The 15,291-nt window shown below is 69.9% G+C and carries 16 protein-coding genes; 6 read left to right on the top strand and 10 right to left on the bottom strand.

What is annotated here, in order from left to right; all coding sequences use genetic code 11:
* Positions 1–3: 3 nt before the first annotated feature.
* Entirely contained in the window at positions 4–609 is a 606-nt protein-coding gene (locus FHX33_RS00885; protein ID WP_021762648.1) for a dTDP-4-dehydrorhamnose 3,5-epimerase family protein, read from the bottom strand.
* A 74-nt stretch (positions 610–683) separates the two neighbouring features.
* Between FHX33_RS00885 and rfbB the strand changes: the two genes are divergently transcribed.
* From rfbB to FHX33_RS00870, 3 genes are read left to right on the top strand one after another with little or no spacing between them, the layout of a single operon-like run.
* Positions 684–1,673 carry a dTDP-glucose 4,6-dehydratase gene (gene rfbB, locus FHX33_RS00880; protein ID WP_021762649.1) on the top strand — a complete coding sequence of 330 codons (990 nt, stop codon included), beginning with the start codon at positions 684–686 and terminating at the stop codon, positions 1,671–1,673.
* An 11-nt stretch (positions 1,674–1,684) separates the two neighbouring features.
* Positions 1,685–2,563: a dTDP-4-dehydrorhamnose reductase gene (gene rfbD / locus FHX33_RS00875; RefSeq protein ID WP_021762650.1), complete on the top strand. Its 879-nt coding sequence runs from the start codon at positions 1,685–1,687 to the stop codon at positions 2,561–2,563.
* A complete protein-coding gene (locus tag FHX33_RS00870) occupies positions 2,535–3,686 on the top strand; it encodes a glycosyltransferase family 4 protein (RefSeq protein WP_021762651.1) in 1,152 nt (383 codons plus the stop codon). The genes rfbD and FHX33_RS00870 overlap by 29 nt, the downstream gene beginning before the upstream one ends.
* 12 nt (positions 3,687–3,698) lie before the next feature.
* Here the strand turns inward: FHX33_RS00870 and FHX33_RS00865 are convergent, their stop codons facing one another.
* The 4 genes from FHX33_RS00865 to FHX33_RS00850 form a co-directional block, all read right to left on the bottom strand.
* Positions 3,699–4,940 (bottom strand): acyltransferase family protein, encoded by a 1,242-nt coding sequence (locus FHX33_RS00865; RefSeq protein WP_248616248.1) that lies wholly within the window; start codon positions 4,938–4,940, stop codon positions 3,699–3,701.
* Positions 4,941–5,034: 94 nt separating this feature from the next.
* Positions 5,035–6,393, bottom strand: coding sequence for an LCP family protein (locus tag FHX33_RS00860; RefSeq protein ID WP_039921914.1), 1,359 nt, complete (start codon positions 6,391–6,393; stop codon positions 5,035–5,037).
* On the bottom strand, positions 6,390–6,893 hold the full coding sequence (purE, locus tag FHX33_RS00855) for a 5-(carboxyamino)imidazole ribonucleotide mutase (protein ID WP_021762654.1): 504 nt from the start codon (positions 6,891–6,893) through the stop codon (positions 6,390–6,392). Before purE ends, FHX33_RS00860 begins: the two co-directional genes overlap by 4 nt.
* 68 nt (positions 6,894–6,961) lie before the next feature.
* A complete protein-coding gene (locus tag FHX33_RS00850) occupies positions 6,962–8,131 on the bottom strand; it encodes a 5-(carboxyamino)imidazole ribonucleotide synthase (RefSeq protein WP_081703933.1) in 1,170 nt (389 codons plus the stop codon).
* A gap of 87 nt (positions 8,132–8,218) precedes the next feature.
* On the opposite strand from FHX33_RS00850, the gene FHX33_RS00845 reads away from it, so the two are divergent.
* Positions 8,219–8,779: a GtrA family protein gene (locus FHX33_RS00845; RefSeq protein ID WP_021762656.1), complete on the top strand. Its 561-nt coding sequence runs from the start codon at positions 8,219–8,221 to the stop codon at positions 8,777–8,779.
* On the opposite strand, the gene FHX33_RS00840 is transcribed toward FHX33_RS00845, so the two are convergent.
* Together FHX33_RS00840 and FHX33_RS00835 are read right to left on the bottom strand one after the other, a co-directional pair.
* Positions 8,741–9,289 carry a PH domain-containing protein gene (locus FHX33_RS00840; protein ID WP_218874961.1) on the bottom strand — a complete coding sequence of 183 codons (549 nt, stop codon included), beginning with the start codon at positions 9,287–9,289 and terminating at the stop codon, positions 8,741–8,743. The genes FHX33_RS00845 and FHX33_RS00840 overlap by 39 nt on opposite strands.
* An 8-nt stretch (positions 9,290–9,297) precedes the next feature.
* Positions 9,298–10,077 (bottom strand): biotin--[acetyl-CoA-carboxylase] ligase, encoded by a 780-nt coding sequence (locus FHX33_RS00835; protein ID WP_021762658.1) that lies wholly within the window; start codon positions 10,075–10,077, stop codon positions 9,298–9,300.
* Positions 10,078–10,153: 76 nt separating this feature from the next.
* Between FHX33_RS00835 and FHX33_RS00830 the strand changes: the two genes are divergently transcribed.
* The gene (locus FHX33_RS00830; protein WP_051336944.1) at positions 10,154–11,767 is read left to right on the top strand and encodes an acyl-CoA carboxylase subunit beta; all 1,614 of its coding nucleotides are present in this window, start codon (positions 10,154–10,156) and stop codon (positions 11,765–11,767) included.
* Positions 11,764–11,991, top strand: a complete 228-nt coding sequence (locus FHX33_RS00825; protein ID WP_183428065.1) for an acyl-CoA carboxylase epsilon subunit — start codon at positions 11,764–11,766, stop codon at positions 11,989–11,991. The genes FHX33_RS00830 and FHX33_RS00825 overlap by 4 nt, the downstream gene beginning before the upstream one ends.
* A gap of 368 nt (positions 11,992–12,359) precedes the next feature.
* On the opposite strand, the gene FHX33_RS00820 is transcribed toward FHX33_RS00825, so the two are convergent.
* From FHX33_RS00820 to FHX33_RS00810, 3 genes are read right to left on the bottom strand one after another with little or no spacing between them, the layout of a single operon-like run.
* Positions 12,360–13,382, bottom strand: coding sequence for a hypothetical protein (locus FHX33_RS00820; protein WP_021763520.1), 1,023 nt, complete (start codon positions 13,380–13,382; stop codon positions 12,360–12,362).
* Positions 13,379–14,641, bottom strand: a complete 1,263-nt coding sequence (locus FHX33_RS00815; protein ID WP_021763519.1) for an ATP-binding protein — start codon at positions 14,639–14,641, stop codon at positions 13,379–13,381. Before FHX33_RS00815 ends, FHX33_RS00820 begins: the two co-directional genes overlap by 4 nt.
* Entirely contained in the window at positions 14,628–15,287 is a 660-nt protein-coding gene (locus FHX33_RS00810) for a response regulator transcription factor (protein ID WP_039922616.1), read from the bottom strand. The genes FHX33_RS00815 and FHX33_RS00810 overlap by 14 nt, the downstream gene beginning before the upstream one ends.
* Between the last annotated feature and the right edge of the window lie 4 nt (positions 15,288–15,291).

Below are 15,291 nucleotides of genomic sequence, written 5' to 3'. Positions count from 1 at the left end.
TCCTTACTTGTCGTTCAGCGACGCGTAGAAGGCCCGTGCGGCATCCCACGTCGGCAGGAGTCCAGCGTCCCGCGCTTCGAGGAGGCCCGGTGCGCCGGTGTCCTTCGGCGACAGGAGAGGCTCGCCCGCCTCGGGCGGGAAGACCAGCGCGATGTCGGCGTCCAGAGGGTTGATGCCGTGCTCGCGCGTCGGGTTGTAGGTGTCCGAGACCAGGTAGCTCACGGTCGCCCCCTCCGTGAGCGCGACGAAGCAGTGCCCGAGCCCCTCTGCGACGTAGATCGCGCGGCGGTCGACGTCGTCCAGCAGCACGCTGTCCCACTGACCGAACGTCGGCGACCCGACGCGGATGTCGACGACGAAGTCGAGCACGGCGCCGTGGGGCGCCATCACGTACTTCGCCTGGCTGGGCGGGATGTCGGCGAAGTGGATGCCGCGCACCGAGCCGCGCTTGGACACGGACAGGTTGCCCTGACGCAGGTCCAGCGGGTGGCCGACCGCCTCCTCGAGCCGATCGAAGCGGTACCACTCGGTGAACATCCCGCGGTCATCCGAGTGCTGCTTGGGGGTGACCTCGTAGGCGTCGGGGATCGAAAGTTCGCGGATCTGCACCCCGGGAGTCTACCAATCAGGCCCCCGCGGTAGACTCCTGCACGGTTCATCGACAGAAAGCACCCATCTCTCCCATGAAGATTCTCGTCACCGGCGGCGCCGGATTCATCGGCTCCAACTTCGTCCGACGCACCCTGCAGGACGCCTACCCGGGCCTCGAAGGGGCCGAGGTCGTCGTGCTGGACGCACTGACCTACTCCGGCAACCTCGCCAATCTCGCCCCGGTCGCGGACTCGCCGCGGTACACGTTCATCAAGGGCGACATCCGCGACGGCGCGCTCCTGGACGAGCTGTTCCCGACCGTGGACGCGGTCGTCCACTTCGCCGCCGAGTCGCACGTCGACCGCTCGGTGCGCGACGCGTCGATCTTCGTCGAGACGAACGTGCTCGGCACGCAGCAGCTGCTCGACGCGGCCCTGCGCCACGACCTGAAGCGCTTCGTTCACGTCTCGACCGACGAGGTCTACGGCTCGATCGCCGAGGGCTCCTGGGCGGAGGACCGCCCGCTCGAGCCGAACTCCCCCTACTCCGCGTCGAAGGCCGGCAGCGACCTCCTCGCCCGCAGCTACTTCCGCACCCACGGCCTGAACCTGTCGATCACGCGCTGCTCGAACAACTACGGGCCGTACCACTTCCCCGAGAAGGTCATCCCGCTGTTCGTCACGAACCTCATCGACGACAAGCACGTCCCGCTCTACGGCGAGGGCAACAACATCCGCGACTGGCTGCACGTCGACGACCACACCCGCGGCATCGCGATGGTGCTCGTGAACGGCCGCGCCGGCGAGATCTACAACATCGGCGGCGGCACCGAGCTCACCAACAAGGAGCTCACCCAGCTGCTGCTCGACGCGACCGGCAAGGACTGGTCGTACGTGGACCGCGTCGCCGACCGCCTCGGCCACGACCTCCGCTACTCGGTCGACATCTCCAAGATCCGCAGCGAGCTCGGCTACGAGCCGCAGGTGCCGTTCGAGCAGGGGCTCGCCGACGTCGTGCAGTGGTACCGGGACAACCGCGAGTGGTGGGAGCCGCTCAAGGCCCGCGCCGCACTGGACGCCTGAGCGCCGGCACCATGACCCGCTATCTCATCGCCGGCGCCCGCGGCATGCTGGGCCAGGACCTCCAGCGCGCCCTGGAGGGTCGCGACGTGACGGCCCTCGGTCGCGCCGACTTAGACGTGACCGACCGAGACGCCGTTCTCGCGGCCGTGGCCGGGCACGACGTGGTCATCAACGCCTCCGCCTACACGAAGGTCGACGACGCCGAGACGCACGAGGACGAGGCCTACGCGATCAACGCGACGGGAACCGAGAATCTCGCCGTCGCCGCAGAGCACCACGGTGCGAAGTTCGTCACCGTGTCGACCGACTACGTGTTCGACGGTCAGGCGACCGAGCCGTACGCGGAGGACACCCCCCGCGACCCGCTGAACGCGTACGGCCGCACGAAGGCCGCCGGCGAGGAGCTCGCACTGGCTGCACACCCCGATGGGACGTACATCGTGCGGACGGCGTGGCTGTACGGCGCGGGCGGCGCGAACTTCGCGAAGACGATGGTGAAGCTCGCCGCGAGTCACGAGACGGTCAGCGTCATCACCGACCAGGTCGGCCAGCCGACGTGGACCGGTGACCTCGCCGCGCAGATCGTCGCCCTGCTCGACGCGGACGCCCCCGCGGGCGTCTACCACGGCACGAACTCGGGCCGCGCGTCGTGGTTCGACTTCGCGAAAGCGGTCTTCAGCGCAGCCGGATTGAACCCTGATAGGGTCACACCGACCGACAGCTCGACCTTCGTGCGGCCCGCAGCACGACCAGCTTTCTCGGTGCTCGGTCACGAGGCCTGGCGCGCAGCCGGCCTCGATCCCATGCGGGCGTGGGAGGCAGCATTGGCCGACGCAGCGCGTCACGGAGTCCTGGAGCAGAATGACAACCCTCAGGGTGGTGATCGATGAGCTGATCGGCGACGCTCCCGGCGGTGCACGCCGCTACACCGAGGAGCTCACCCGACAGCTGATCACGACCGCCCCGAAGGGCTGCGACGTCGTGGGCATCGTCTCCGCGGTCTCCGACCAGCAGCTCGACGACCTGCGACTCCGCCTCCCCGGTCTCGCCGACATCACCCGGCTCCCGCTCGCCCACCGCGAGCTCACCGTCGCGTGGCAGTCCGGTGTGCGTCTCGGCGGCATCCACGGCATGGTGCACGCGCCGACCCTGCTCGCTCCACTCCGCCGGCGACGCTCGCTCCAGGACGGCGACCAGGTCGCCGTGACCATCCACGACACGCTCGCGTGGACGCATCCCGAATCCCTCGGAGCCGGTACGGCGATGTGGACGAAGGCGATGGCGAAACGCGCGCGCAAGCACGCCGATGCCGTGGTCGTCCCGACGCACGCGGTGGCGGCCCGCCTCGCCGACGAGCTGGACTTCGGCGACCGCATCCGGGTCATCGGAGGCGCTCCGGCGACCGCCCTGCGCCTCCCGGCCGACGCCGACGAGCGCGCCGCCCGCCTGAAGCTGCCGGAGACCTACGCTCTCACGCTCGGGTCGATCATGCCGCGCAAGGGCGTGGCTCCCCTCATCCGCGCCGTCGCGCGCCCGGAGGCCCACGGCATCCCCTTGCTCATCGCCGGTCCCGATCGCTTCGGCGACGGCTCGGCGACCGGCGTCGCGGCCGCCGCCGGTCTTCCGGAGGATCGCGTCCGCGCGCTCGGACAGCTCGAGGACGCCGACCTCGCCGTGGTGCTCGACCGGGCGACGCTCTTCGTCTACCCCAGCCTCGCCGAGGGGTTCGGGCTGCCGATCGTCGAGGCGTTCAAGTTCGGCCTGCCGGTCATCCACTCGGACGACCCGGCCCTCGTGGAGGTCGCGGGCGGCGCGAGCCTCGTCGTGGAACGCCCCTCCCCCACCGACTCGGACGAGAGCGGCTACACCGAGAGGCTCGCCGCGGCGATCGGCCCTGTGCTCGACGACGGTGCCCTGCGCGAGCGCTTGAGCGTGCTCGCGTCGGACCGTGCCCGTGCGTTCAGCTGGCGCGACTCCGCCGAGCGGGTCTGGCAGCTGCACGCCGACCTCTAGCCGGAGCGAAGCTCAGCGACGGTTCGCGGACTCCGGCTCGCGCGCGCGATCCACGGCGGTCCAGGGCGCTTCCGCCTCGGAGTCCTCGCGGCCGAACCAGGCGTGGTACCGCTCCGAGGCCCACGCTCCGACCGCCTTCGACCACAGGTGGCTGCGCTTCTCGATCAGCCAGGTGAACGCGATGGAGACAGCCACCGCCACCGGGATGCCGAACAGCAGGGCGACATACCAGGGCTCCGCGGCGAACAGGTAGGTGCTGAAGATCAGGATCGGCACGTGCACGAGGTACAGGCTGAACGAGATCGTGCCGGCGAACTGGAACGGCCGCGACTCGAACACCGCACGCAGCGGCTTCCAGCCCAGGACCGCGACGACGAGGCCGGCGGCCGCGAGGGGGACCAGGCCCTTGAGGGCGTGCTCCAGATCGGGGAGCTGCGTGATGCCGGGACCGAACAGCCACGGTGCGATCATCAGCAGCGCGCTGCCCACGGTGAGGCCCGCCCAGAGCGGATGCCGGTACCAGCGGGCGTTGATGCGGTCGGCGACGTTGCGCACCGCGTCGAGGCGCACGGCGATCACGGCGCCGACGAAGAAGGCGGGGAGGTACTCGAGCTCGCCCGAACCGGTGCGGGCGCCGAGCCAGGTGAGCACGCAGGCCAGGGTCAGCCCGCCGATCCACCACTTGCGGACGGCGATGGCGAGGACGGCGAACACAGGCAGGGCGAGCGAGAACAGCAGCTCCCAGCGCAACGACCAGAGCGGGTTGTTGATCTGCCCGTCGCCGCCGAGCAGGTCGATCGCCTTGACGATGTACTCCCAGCTGAAGTTCGGCGTCGACGAGTTGCTCAGCCAGGTGCCCTTCGGCTGCGTCGAGATCTGCGGGATGGCGGCGACCCAGACGGCGGCGAGGAGCACGGAGGCCGTCACCGGCACCATGAGGCGCACCACTCGACGCGGGAAGTACGCGACCCAGTCGAACCCGCGGTGGCGGACCACGGGCAGGGTGACGACGAGCCCGGAGAGCACGAAGAAGACGATCACCGACTCCACGCCGGCGGTCGCGAATTTGAGGGGCGTGTAGCTGATCCACCACATCGCCGAGCCCGCGGGAGCGTTGCCGCCGCCGGGTGTGCCGGGGAAGTCGGGGTTGGTGTAGAGGGCGTGGTGGAACACGACGATCACCGCGGCGAGGCCCCGGAGTCCGTCCAGTGCCGTCAGCCGGGTGCTCGCCGGTCGCGTCGTTTTCTCTGCCACGTTTCCAGCTGTACCCGTCATAGGCGGGCGACGCTACGGGGTTGCGCTGAGCGGTCCCTGTGACCTATTAAGGGGTCGGCTGGACGCGCTCCGCCTACTTCGCGGTCGGTTTCGGCGATGCCGGGGCGACCGCCTGCTGCACGAGCTGGTGGATCTGCGTGTAGTCGGGATCCGTCGGATCGATCGTGGGCGGCACGAGTTCGAGCTGGTCGACGGGGAGCTTGCGCGTCTTCATCCCGAGGTCGACGAAGTACCCGAGCATCGACTGCGGGATGTCCGTCTTCATCACCTGGGATCCGGCCTTGGCGATCCCCTCGAACTTGCTCACGACGTTCACCGGGTTGACCTGCTTGAGGATGGCGTCCTGCAGCTGGCGCTGCCGCGCCATCCGGTCGTAGTCGCTCGAGCCGTGCCGGGCGCGGGCGTACCACTGCGCGTGATAGCCGTCCATGTGGTGCTGACCCGGCTCGATCCACTCGACGACGCCGTTGAGGTCCTCGTCGCCGCCGATCGGGATGCGGTCCGTCACGGTGATGTCCACGCCGCCGAGAGCGTCGACGAGGTCGGCGAAGCCCTGCATGTCGATCAGCACGTAGTACTGGATGGTCAGGCCGGTCGCGCCTTCGAGCGCATCCCGCATCGCCTCGATCCCGGGCTCGCTCTTGTTCTTCGTCGCGTTCGGGTAGAGGTCCTTCTTGTAGGTCTCGACCTCGGTGTAGATGGAGTTCAGCTGGCAGACGTCCACGTCGCAGCGGTCCTCGTAGCCGTACCCGTCGGGGTAGAGCGTGTGGAGAGGCGACTTCTCCGGGAACGGCACCGGATCGAGGTCGCGGGGCAAGCCGATGGTGACCGCCTTGCCCGTCGACGCGTCGATGCTGACGACGGACATGCTGTCGGGGCGCAGGCCGTCGCGGTCCGGGCCCGCATCGCCGCCGAGCAGCATGATGTTGTACCGGCCGTCGACGGGAGGCTCCGACGGGCCGGCCGAGAAGATGTCGCCCAGCGCGCCACGAGCGGAGCCCGCCACGACGGAGGCATAGCCCGCGGTGCCCGTCAGCCCGACGAGCACGACGACGGCGAAGGCGGCGATCAGACCGCGCGCCCGCGAGGTCGTCTTGACCAGACGCACCAGCCGCAGCGTGTCGAGCGTGAGCACGACCCACAGCACCGCGTAGAGGACGAGGACGATCTGCAGCACGGTCAGGCTGCCCGCCTGGGTGGCGAAGGTGTAGATCGTCGCGGGTGCGACCAGGTACACGACGAGGGCGATGATCGCGAGCAGCCACAGCAGCCCGGTCGCGATCAATCCGACCCGGCCGAGCCGCCGGTTGCCCGCCACCACCTGCACCGATCCGGGCAGCAGGACGTTCATCAGGACGAGCCACCAGCCGCGCCTGGTCATGACGGGCGCGGAGGAGGCGTCCGGATGACGCAGCGGGCTGGTCGGGTTCATAGCTTCGCTTGCAGGGCCGCGTTCTTCTGCTCCACGCTGGCCTCCAGATCGGCGGCGAAGCGCTCGAGGGCGGCCGTCAGCTCCGGGTCGGACGTGGCGAGGATCTTGACAGCCAGGAGGCCGGCGTTGCGTGCCCCGCCGATGGAGACGGTCGCGACCGGGACACCGGCCGGCATCTGCACGATGGAGAGCAGCGAGTCCAGGCCGTCGAGCCGGGCGAGCGGGACGGGGACGCCGATGACGGGCAGCGTGGTCACGGCGGCCAGCATCCCGGGCAGGTGGGCGGCGCCGCCGGCTCCGGCGATGATGACGCGGACACCGCGCCCGGCGGCGGCGGTACCGAAGTCGATCATCTTCACGGGCGTGCGGTGCGCGGAGACGACCTCGACCTCGTGGGCGACTCCGAACTCGGTGAGCAGGCGCGAGGCCTCCTGCATGACGGACCAGTCCGAGTCGGAACCCATCACGACGGACACCAGGGGTTGGGGGTTCTCGGGCATGGCAATAATCGTATGGGCGCGCACCCCCGCGTCCGGGTTACGGCGCGCGCGAGTCGGGGCGCCCGGGATCAGCCCTCGAAGTACGCGGCTGCGGCGCGGGCGCGGTACACGACGTCGTCGAGGTCATCGCCCCCGACCGTCACGTGACCGACCTTGCGGCCGGGCCGCGGCTCCTTGCCGTAGCCGTGGAACTTGGCCTCGGGATGCGCGGCGAGCGCCGCCGGGTAGCGGTCCTGGAGGCTGCCCTCGGCCGGTCCGCCGAGGATGTTGACCATCACGGACCACTCGTCGCGCTGGCGCGTCTCGCCGAGCGGCAGGTCGAGAACGGCGCGCAGGTGCTGCTCGAACTGGCTGGTCACCGCGCCCTCGATCGACCAGTGGCCGCTGTTGTGCGGGCGCATGGCGAGCTCGTTGACGAGGATGCGCCCGTCGGTGGTCTCGAAGAGCTCCACCGCGAGCACCCCGGTCACGCCGAGCCCGTCGGCGATGCGGGTCGCGATCTCCGCAGCGGCCTCCGCTGTGCGTCCGGCCGCGCCGGGAGCCGGGGCGATGACCTCCGCGCAGACACCGTCGCGCTGGACCGTCTCGACCACGTGCCAGACCGCGGAGCCGCCGGAGGGGCGACGCGCGATCAGCTGGGCGAGCTCGCGACGGAAGGAGACCAGCTCCTCCACCAGGAGCGCGCCGCCGCGGCCGTCCTCCGCCAGGGCGAGGAACCAGTCGTCCGCCTCGCTCGCCTCGGAGACCACGCGGACGCCCTTCCCGTCGTAGCCGCCGCGGGCGGTCTTGACCACGGCACGGCCGCCGTGGTCGGCGAGGAAGGCCGCCAGCTCGTCGGCCGACTCCACCGCCGCCCAATCGGGCACGGGCAGACCCAGCTCGCTGAGCTTGGCGCGCATCTGGATCTTGTCCTGGGCGTAGAGCAGGGCGTCGGGCCCCGGATGCACGGGTACGCCGCGGGACACCAGCTCGCGCAGGATGGCCGGCGGGACGTGCTCGTGATCGAAGGTGATGACGTCGACCGTCTCGGCGAAAGCGAGGACCGTGTCGAGGTCGCGGTAGTCGCCGACGCCCGTCGCGGCGATCTCCGCGCTCATGCCTTCGGCCTCCTCGAGCACGCGGATGTCGATGCCCAGCTCCACCGCCGGGGGGATCATCATCCGTGCCAGCTGGCCGCCGCCGATCACTCCGACTGTGTTCCTGACCATCGAACGCTCTCTCCTCGACTCTTCATGCACCCCGTGGCAACTCTCAGCATCGGGCTACCGGGCTCGCGTAGTGTGGCGAGCGCACTACCCATCTTCCCGCATGACGACGGCCGGAGCATGACGAACGAGAATCCCCCTGCGGCGCACAAGGCGCGGCTCCTCCCCCAGCTGATCAAGTTCGGCGCGGTGGGGGCGGTGGGCTTCGTCGTCAACCTCGCCGTGTTCAACGGGCTCATGCTGACCGTCCTCGCGGGCGTGCCGCACAAGACGCTGATCGCCACTGCGATCGCCACCCTCGTGGCCATCGGCACGAACTGGGTCGGCAACCGCTACTGGGCCTTCTCGCAGAACCGGCAGGAGAACACGGCACGCGAGGGCGCCGAGTTCTTCATCGTCAGCCTCGCCGGGATGGCCATCCCGCTGCTGTGCGTCTGGGTGTCGCACTACGTGCTGGGCTTCACCTCGCTGCTGGCCGACAACATCGCGAACAACGTCGTGGGCCTCGCGCTCGGGATGGTGTTCCGCTTCGGCTTCTACCGCTGGTGGGTGTTCTCCCCCGACCGCGCCGAGCGCCGCACCAGGCGCCGCGCCGTTCCCGCCGCCCAGACCTCCGAACCGGCGGTCCTCACCGGCTCGACGCTAGCGGGATCCCCAGACGGTCGTCTCGTCGGAGACTGACTCGGACTGCTGCCGCCGGAGCGCGACGACGTTCTGCGCGTGCTCCATCAGCTCGCTCAGTGCGCGCTGCACCTGATCGGCCTTCGGCACGTCCTTGAGGACGACCGGGTGATCGAGCCCCGCGTTGATCCGCACGTCTCCGGACCGGAAGGCGCTCTGCAGCCAGTTGCGCTTGACGCTCACGTCGTAGCCGCGGCTGTGGAGCAGTTCCTGCCGGACGCGCACGAAGAAGCCGTGCCGGATGACGATCCGCCGCGTTGTGATCGTGTAGCGGCGGCTGAGCCAGGCGGCCAGGGGCAGGAGGAAGAGGAGGAGCAGGACGGCGGCCGCCGACGACCACAGCAGCACGATCTCCCACACCTCGTCGAGCCGGCCGGCGAAGAAGCCGACCGCGCCGCTGGCGGCGATCAGGGCGAGGCTCGGCCAGAACAGCACACGCGCGTTCCGGCGCAGACGCGCCACGACCCGCTCCGGGGGCTGGCCGGGCACCCCGTCCGTCGTGTTGCTCATGCTTCCCATTAATACCGCAGGTGCGTCACGTCGCCCGCTGCGACAGCCGTGCGCCCCGTATCCGACTCCACGATCAGTCGTCCGTCGACGTCGATCCCCACCGCCGTGCCGAGCAGATCGTCGCCGCCGGGCAGTTCGACGCGGACGGCGCGACCGATGGTGTGGCAGGCTTCGACGACCTCGTCGCGCAGCGCGCTGCGCACCGGATCGCCTCCGGCCGTCAGGTACTCGCGATAGAGCGTGATCAGGTGGGCGAGATACGACGCGAGCACGGCATCCGCATCGGGCGCCTCCGCCCCGGCGACGACGAGGGAGGTGGAGGTCGCGGTCGGCAGCTCGTCCGGCTCCTGGTAGAGGTTCACACCGACGCCGATCACCAGGCCCGAGAGATCGGGCAGCAGCTCGGAGAGCGTCCCGCTCACCTTCGCGCCGTCGATGAGGACGTCGTTGGGCCACTTGACCGATACGGTCCCCGGCACGAACGGAGCGATCGCACGGCTCATCGCGAGACCCGCCAGCAGCGGGAACCAGCCGAACGCGTCCGGGGCGAGACCCTCCGGCTTCAGCAGCACCGAGATCGCCAAGGTGCGCCCCGGCGGCGACACCCACACCCGGCCGAGCCGCCCCCGCCCTCCGGTCTGGTTCGTCGTCACGATGACCGACAGGTCGGGCAGCCCTGCGGCGCGCGCGCTCAGGACGTCGTTCGTCGACCCGGCCTCCGGCAGCACCTCCAGCCCGGGGACGACGGCTCGGCTCCGGCGGAAGTCCACGTGATCGCTCTGCTGCATTGGCCCAGTCTGCCAGTGCAGGGCCCCGATTTTGTAGGATCCCGTCAACGGCACGGCCTCTGCACTGGCAGGTAGAGTGAACGGCGTGACCGACACCGAAGCACGCCAGACCGCCGATCTCTCCACCACCGCAGGCAAGCTCGCGGACCTCAAGGAGCGGTTCCACGAGGCCGTCACCGCCAGCGGGCAGGCCGCGATCGAGAAGCAGCACGCCAAGGGCAAGCTCACCGCTCGCGAGCGCATCGACCTGCTGCTCGACCAGGGCTCGTTCGTCGAGTTCGACGAGTTCGTGCGCCACCGCACCCACGCCTTCGGGATGGAGGCCAAGCGGCCGTACGGCGACGCGGTCGTCACGGGCGTCGGCACCATCCACGGCCGCAACGTCGCGGTCTTCAGCCAGGACTTCACGATCTTCGGCGGATCGCTCGGCGAGGTGGCCGGCGAGAAGATCATCAAGGTGATGGACCACGCCCTCAAGACCGGCGTGCCGATGATCGGCATCCTCGACTCGGGTGGCGCGCGCATCCAGGAGGGTGTGGTCGCGCTCGGCAAGTACGGCGAGATCTTCCGCCGCAACACGGCCGCCTCCGGTGTCATCCCGCAGATCTCGATCGTCATGGGCCCGGCGGCCGGCGGCGCGGTGTACTCCCCCGCCCTCACCGACTTCGTCATCATGGTCGACAAGTCGAGCCACATGTTCGTCACCGGCCCGGACGTGATCAAGACCGTCACCGGCGAGGACGTCGGGTTCGAGGAGCTCGGCGGCGCGCTCACCCACAACAAGATCTCCGGTGTCTCCCACTACCTCGCGAGCGACGAGGAGGACGCGCTCGACTACGCGCGCAACCTGCTCAGCTACCTCCCCCAGAACAACCTCGCCGAGCTCCCGCAGTACGAGTCGGAGCCCGAGCTCGAGACGACGGACGCGGACCTGCGCCTCAACACCGTCATCCCGGACTCCCCCAACCAGCCGTACGACGTCAAGACGATCATCGAGGGCATCGTCGACGACGGCGAGTTCCTCGAGGTGCAGCCGCTCTTCGCCCCGAACATCGTGATCGGCTTCGCGCGGGTCGAGGGACGCTCCGTCGGCATCGTGGCCAACCAGCCGAGCGCCATGGCCGGCACCCTCAACATCGACGCCGGCGAGAAGGCGTCGCGGTTCGTGCGCTTCTGCGACGCGTTCGGCATCCCGATCCTGACGCTGGTCGACGTGCCCGGGTACCTGCCCGGCACCGACCAGGAGTGGACGGGCGTCATCCGTCGCGGAGCCAAGCTGCTCTACGCGTACGCCGAGGCCACCGTCCCCCTCGTCACGATCATCACCCGCAAGGCCTACGGCGGCGCCTACATCGTCATGGGCTCCAAGCAGCTCGGCGCCGACATCAACCTGGCCTGGCCGACCGCCGAGATCGCGGTCATGGGCGGCCAGGGCGCGGTCAACATCCTGTACCGCGGCGAGATCAAGCGGGCCGAGGAGGCCGGCGAGGACGTCGCCGCCGTGCGCACCAAGCTCGCCAACGAGTACACGTACAACGTGGCCAGCCCGTTCCTCGCGGCGGAGCGCGGTGAGCTCGACGGCGTGATCGAGCCGTCGGCCACCCGCGTCTCGGTCATCAAGGCCTTGCGGGCGCTGCGCACCAAGCGCGCGACGATGCCGCCCAAGAAGCACGGGAACATCCCGCTGTGACCGGCGAGCTCGACCCGTCGCAGATCCGGTTCGTCACGCGCGGCGTGACGCCGGAGGAGGTCGCGGCGGTCACCGCCGTACTGACGGCGGCCGCCGCCGAGCAGGCCGCGGCCGCGAGCGATGCACGCCCGACGGCCGGACCGGACGCCTGGGCGCGCAGCCAGCGCCGGTTGCGCTCGCCACTCGACCCGGGTCCCGGCGCCTGGCGGTCGTTCTCAGGCTGAGCCACGCGCTCGGTGACAACGTCCCCCGCTTTGTACCCCGATGCCGGCGTCCCCCACATGCGGGACAGCCTGGATCTCGGCTTCCGTCCGGGAAGGAGGACACAGGGTGTCCCCCGGTGTCCTCCAAAATGACGACTATGTAATCCCTGGGATTGGCGTCAATATAGTTATTGCTAGGTGTCTCTCCTCGTGAGTCACACCGCCGAATCACTCGTCGACTAGGGTAAGCAGGCGAGTGCTTTGGGGGCGAGTCAGGGCGATATTCGGGTTGTCGCCCTGACTCGGGGTTTGAAAAGGGGCCGACAATTCGGGTGTCGGCCCCTTTCTCCTTTTAACCGGCGGACGCCTCGAAGATCTGGAAGGGGCGCTCAGGCAACGGGGCGCGGGATCTCCAGCCACAGATCGACTTCGTCGTCGTCCGAGTCTGCGCCGAGCGCGTTCGCGGCGCCGTCGTCCGACATCCGCAGTCCGACCACCGTCACGGCAGTCTGCGACGAACGGGGCACGGTGCGCACGATCAGCTTGTCCGTCGTCGTCCCGCGGATCGCCTCGGCGAGGCGGCGCAGCACGGCCTCCAGACCACGCTGGTCGAGATCGTCGATCCCGCCCTCGTCCAGGAGGCTGACCACGACGCCGCGGCGGCGCGCGTCCATGACCTCCCGCCGCACATCGTCGTTGAGAAGGCGCCGGCCGCGGATCTCGTCGCGGATCGCGCCCTCCAGATACCGGCACTCGCGTCGCTCCGCCTCGGTGAGGTCGCCGCCGCGCCGCACGATCTCGGCGAGCATGGGCGCTGCGACCCGGTAGGTCTGGCGGAGCCGGAGCTGCCGTTCCATGACGTGCGCCTCCTGCGCGGCCTGCCACTCGGTGGCCTCCCGCTCGGCCCGCGCGAACTGCAGGGAGTCGCGTCCGGCCTTGGCCAGCGACCCGGCGATCACCACGGCGACGCCGACCCACACGACCGACCCGATCACGCCGATCCCCGCCAGGGCTCCCGGCCCGGCCCAGAACACCGTCTGCACGGCGAGGAACCCCACCCCGAGCCAGGCGAAGAGCGACTGCCTCCGGACGGCGCAGATGGTCATCAGCGTCCCGACGGCGGCGACGTACCACGTGCCGTAGCCGTTGTCCTTGGCGGGATCCAGCTGACTCGTGACCAGGATCGGGATGACCACGCAGACCGCGAGGTCGAAGGCTGCCAGCCACAGCGGCATCTTCGTCGGGCTCGTCGGCCACAGGCTCATCACCGTCGCGACCGCGTACAGGGTCATCGCCACGATCGGCGGACCGGGGTTCGCCGGGATGGAGAGGGAGGAGAGTGCGAGGAAGAGGTGGTACGCCGAGAAGAGGGCACCGAGACCGAGGAAGAGGACGCGGTTGAGGGTGATCACTCGACCACCTCCTGCTCCCGGTCGGACGACGGCCAGAGGATCACGACGGTCGTCCCGTTCCCGGGCTCGGACTCGATGCGGGCACGGCCTCCGACCTTCGCGAGACGGTCGCGGATGCTTACGCGCAGCCCCAGGCGTTCCGCCGGCACCTCATCGGCCGAGAACCCACGGCCCTCGTCGCGTACGACGATGTGCACCGTCGCCGCCGGGCTGCCGCCGCGGATGCTGATGCTACGCGCCACCTCGGGTCCGCCGGCGTGCTGCATGCTGTTCACCATCGCCTGGACGCTCGCCGAGTACACGGCCTCCGCGACGTTGACCGGCAGGCTGTGCACCTCCACATCCTGGACCTCGATGGCGAAGGGGGACGAGAACGCGTTCGCCGCCGTCACGAGACGCTCGGTCAGCCGGTCGAGTCCGACCAGCGACTGGTCCTCCGGCGTCGATGCCTCGGCCGCATGGAGGTGTCCGATCGCATCGGCGGCCATCGTCGCCGCCAGCTCCTTCTGCTCCGGACTGCGAGCGCTGGCCGCGGAGAGCAGGGTCGTCAGGACGCTGTCGTGCACGATCGCATCGACCTGCACCCGCTCGACCTCGGTGGCGTGCTGGCGCACCGCGGTGGCGTACCGCGCGAGCGCCTGGCTCTGCGCGACGTCGACGCCCGACGACGCCTGGCGCATCATCGCGATGATGGCCAGGATCGCACCGCCGAGGATGATCGCGTACACGGCGTCGAGACCCGCCAGCTCCGCGCCCACGCCGCCGCCCGCCGGGAGCGCGCGGATCACGCCGTAGGCGATCGGCGCGATGAGCGTGTAGACCACGGCGAGCCAGAGGGGGTATGCGACCGCGGCGAACGCCGTGAAGACGTTGCAGAGGAACCAGATCCAGGGTTTGTCCGCCGTGAAGGCCGCGGGGTCCGAGACGACGAACGGCCACGTGACGATCGCGACCAGGTACAGCACGGCGAGGACGGCCATCGCGCCCTTCACCCAGCGCTGCAGGATCGCCAGCAGGACCGTCACGACGATCCCGCCGAAGATGACGGCGGTCATCACGAGGCCCCACGGCTGCACGAGCACGTGCTGCTGTGCGATGGCGGTGGGGATGGTCTGCAGGCCGAAGACGACACCGAAGGCGGCGACCGTGCGGTCCGCGATGCGCTCGATGCGCGCCCGGCTCAGCGGGTTGCGAGGCTTCGACGTCTCGCGCGGAGCTCCCGGAACGGTCCCGGGACGCACCAGGTCAGACGCGCTCATTGCCCGTGTCGGGATCGAGACCCGGCAGGATGCCGTCTTCCACCGCGCGCCGGAGCAGATCGACCTTCGTGGGGGCCGGGCGGCCGACCTCCACGTACTTGACCCGGATGCGATCGAGGTATTCGCGAGCGGTCGAGTTCGCGATCCCGAGCTGGGCCGCGACCGCCTTCAGCGGCAGGCCCGATGCGTAGAGGTGCAGGACGTCGCGCTCGCGCCGGCCGAGCTGGGCCTTCGCGAAGTCGCTGTCGGCGTCGATCGCGGTCGCCCACTCCAAATTGTTGAGCACGTCGCCGCGCGCGACGGTGGCGATCGCGTTCATCACGGTGGTCGTCGGCGACGACTTCGGGATGACGCCGGCCGCGCCCGCGGCGAGCGCCTCGCGCACACTCGCCACCCGGTCGGCGATGCTGTGCACCAGCACGGCCGCCCCGGTCGCCTGCGCGCGCTTGACGTTGTCGGTCACCTTCGACCCGTCGCCCAGCGAGAGATCGAGGACGACGACGTCGCACTCCTGGCCGCCCAGCTCGGCGACGAATTCGTCGACCGTCGCGGCGGTGATGACGACCTCGTAGCCGGCGTCCTGGCAGGCCGCTTTCAGCCCCAGACGCACCGATTCGTGATCGTCGACGATAGAAACCCGCACCATGTGG

This window comes from Leifsonia aquatica, assembly GCF_014190775.1.
GTDB lineage: Bacteria > Actinomycetota > Actinomycetes > Actinomycetales > Microbacteriaceae > Leifsonia > Leifsonia aquatica.
The sequence above is the reverse complement of the archived record's forward strand: the minus strand, read 5'-3'. Positions and strand labels throughout refer to the sequence as shown.

Coding starts and splice junctions, on each gene's coding strand:
- FHX33_RS00835 (WP_021762658.1), bottom strand. CDS start 10,077: ATGCAGCAGAGCGATCACGTGGACTTCCGCCGGAGCCGAGCCGTCGTC.
- purE (WP_021762654.1), bottom strand. CDS start 6,893: ATGCCCGAGAACCCCCAACCCCTGGTGTCCGTCGTGATGGGTTCCGAC.
- FHX33_RS00840 (WP_218874961.1), bottom strand. CDS start 9,289: ATGAGCAACACGACGGACGGGGTGCCCGGCCAGCCCCCGGAGCGGGTC.
- FHX33_RS00870 (WP_021762651.1), top strand. CDS start 2,535: ATGACAACCCTCAGGGTGGTGATCGATGAGCTGATCGGCGACGCTCCC.
- rfbD (WP_021762650.1), top strand. CDS start 1,685: ATGACCCGCTATCTCATCGCCGGCGCCCGCGGCATGCTGGGCCAGGAC.
- FHX33_RS00845 (WP_021762656.1), top strand. CDS start 8,219: ATGACGAACGAGAATCCCCCTGCGGCGCACAAGGCGCGGCTCCTCCCC.
- FHX33_RS00860 (WP_039921914.1), bottom strand. CDS start 6,393: ATGAACCCGACCAGCCCGCTGCGTCATCCGGACGCCTCCTCCGCGCCC.
- FHX33_RS00815 (WP_021763519.1), bottom strand. CDS start 14,641: ATGAGCGCGTCTGACCTGGTGCGTCCCGGGACCGTTCCGGGAGCTCCG.
- FHX33_RS00810 (WP_039922616.1), bottom strand. CDS start 15,287: ATGGTGCGGGTTTCTATCGTCGACGATCACGAATCGGTGCGTCTGGGG.
- rfbB (WP_021762649.1), top strand. CDS start 684: ATGAAGATTCTCGTCACCGGCGGCGCCGGATTCATCGGCTCCAACTTC.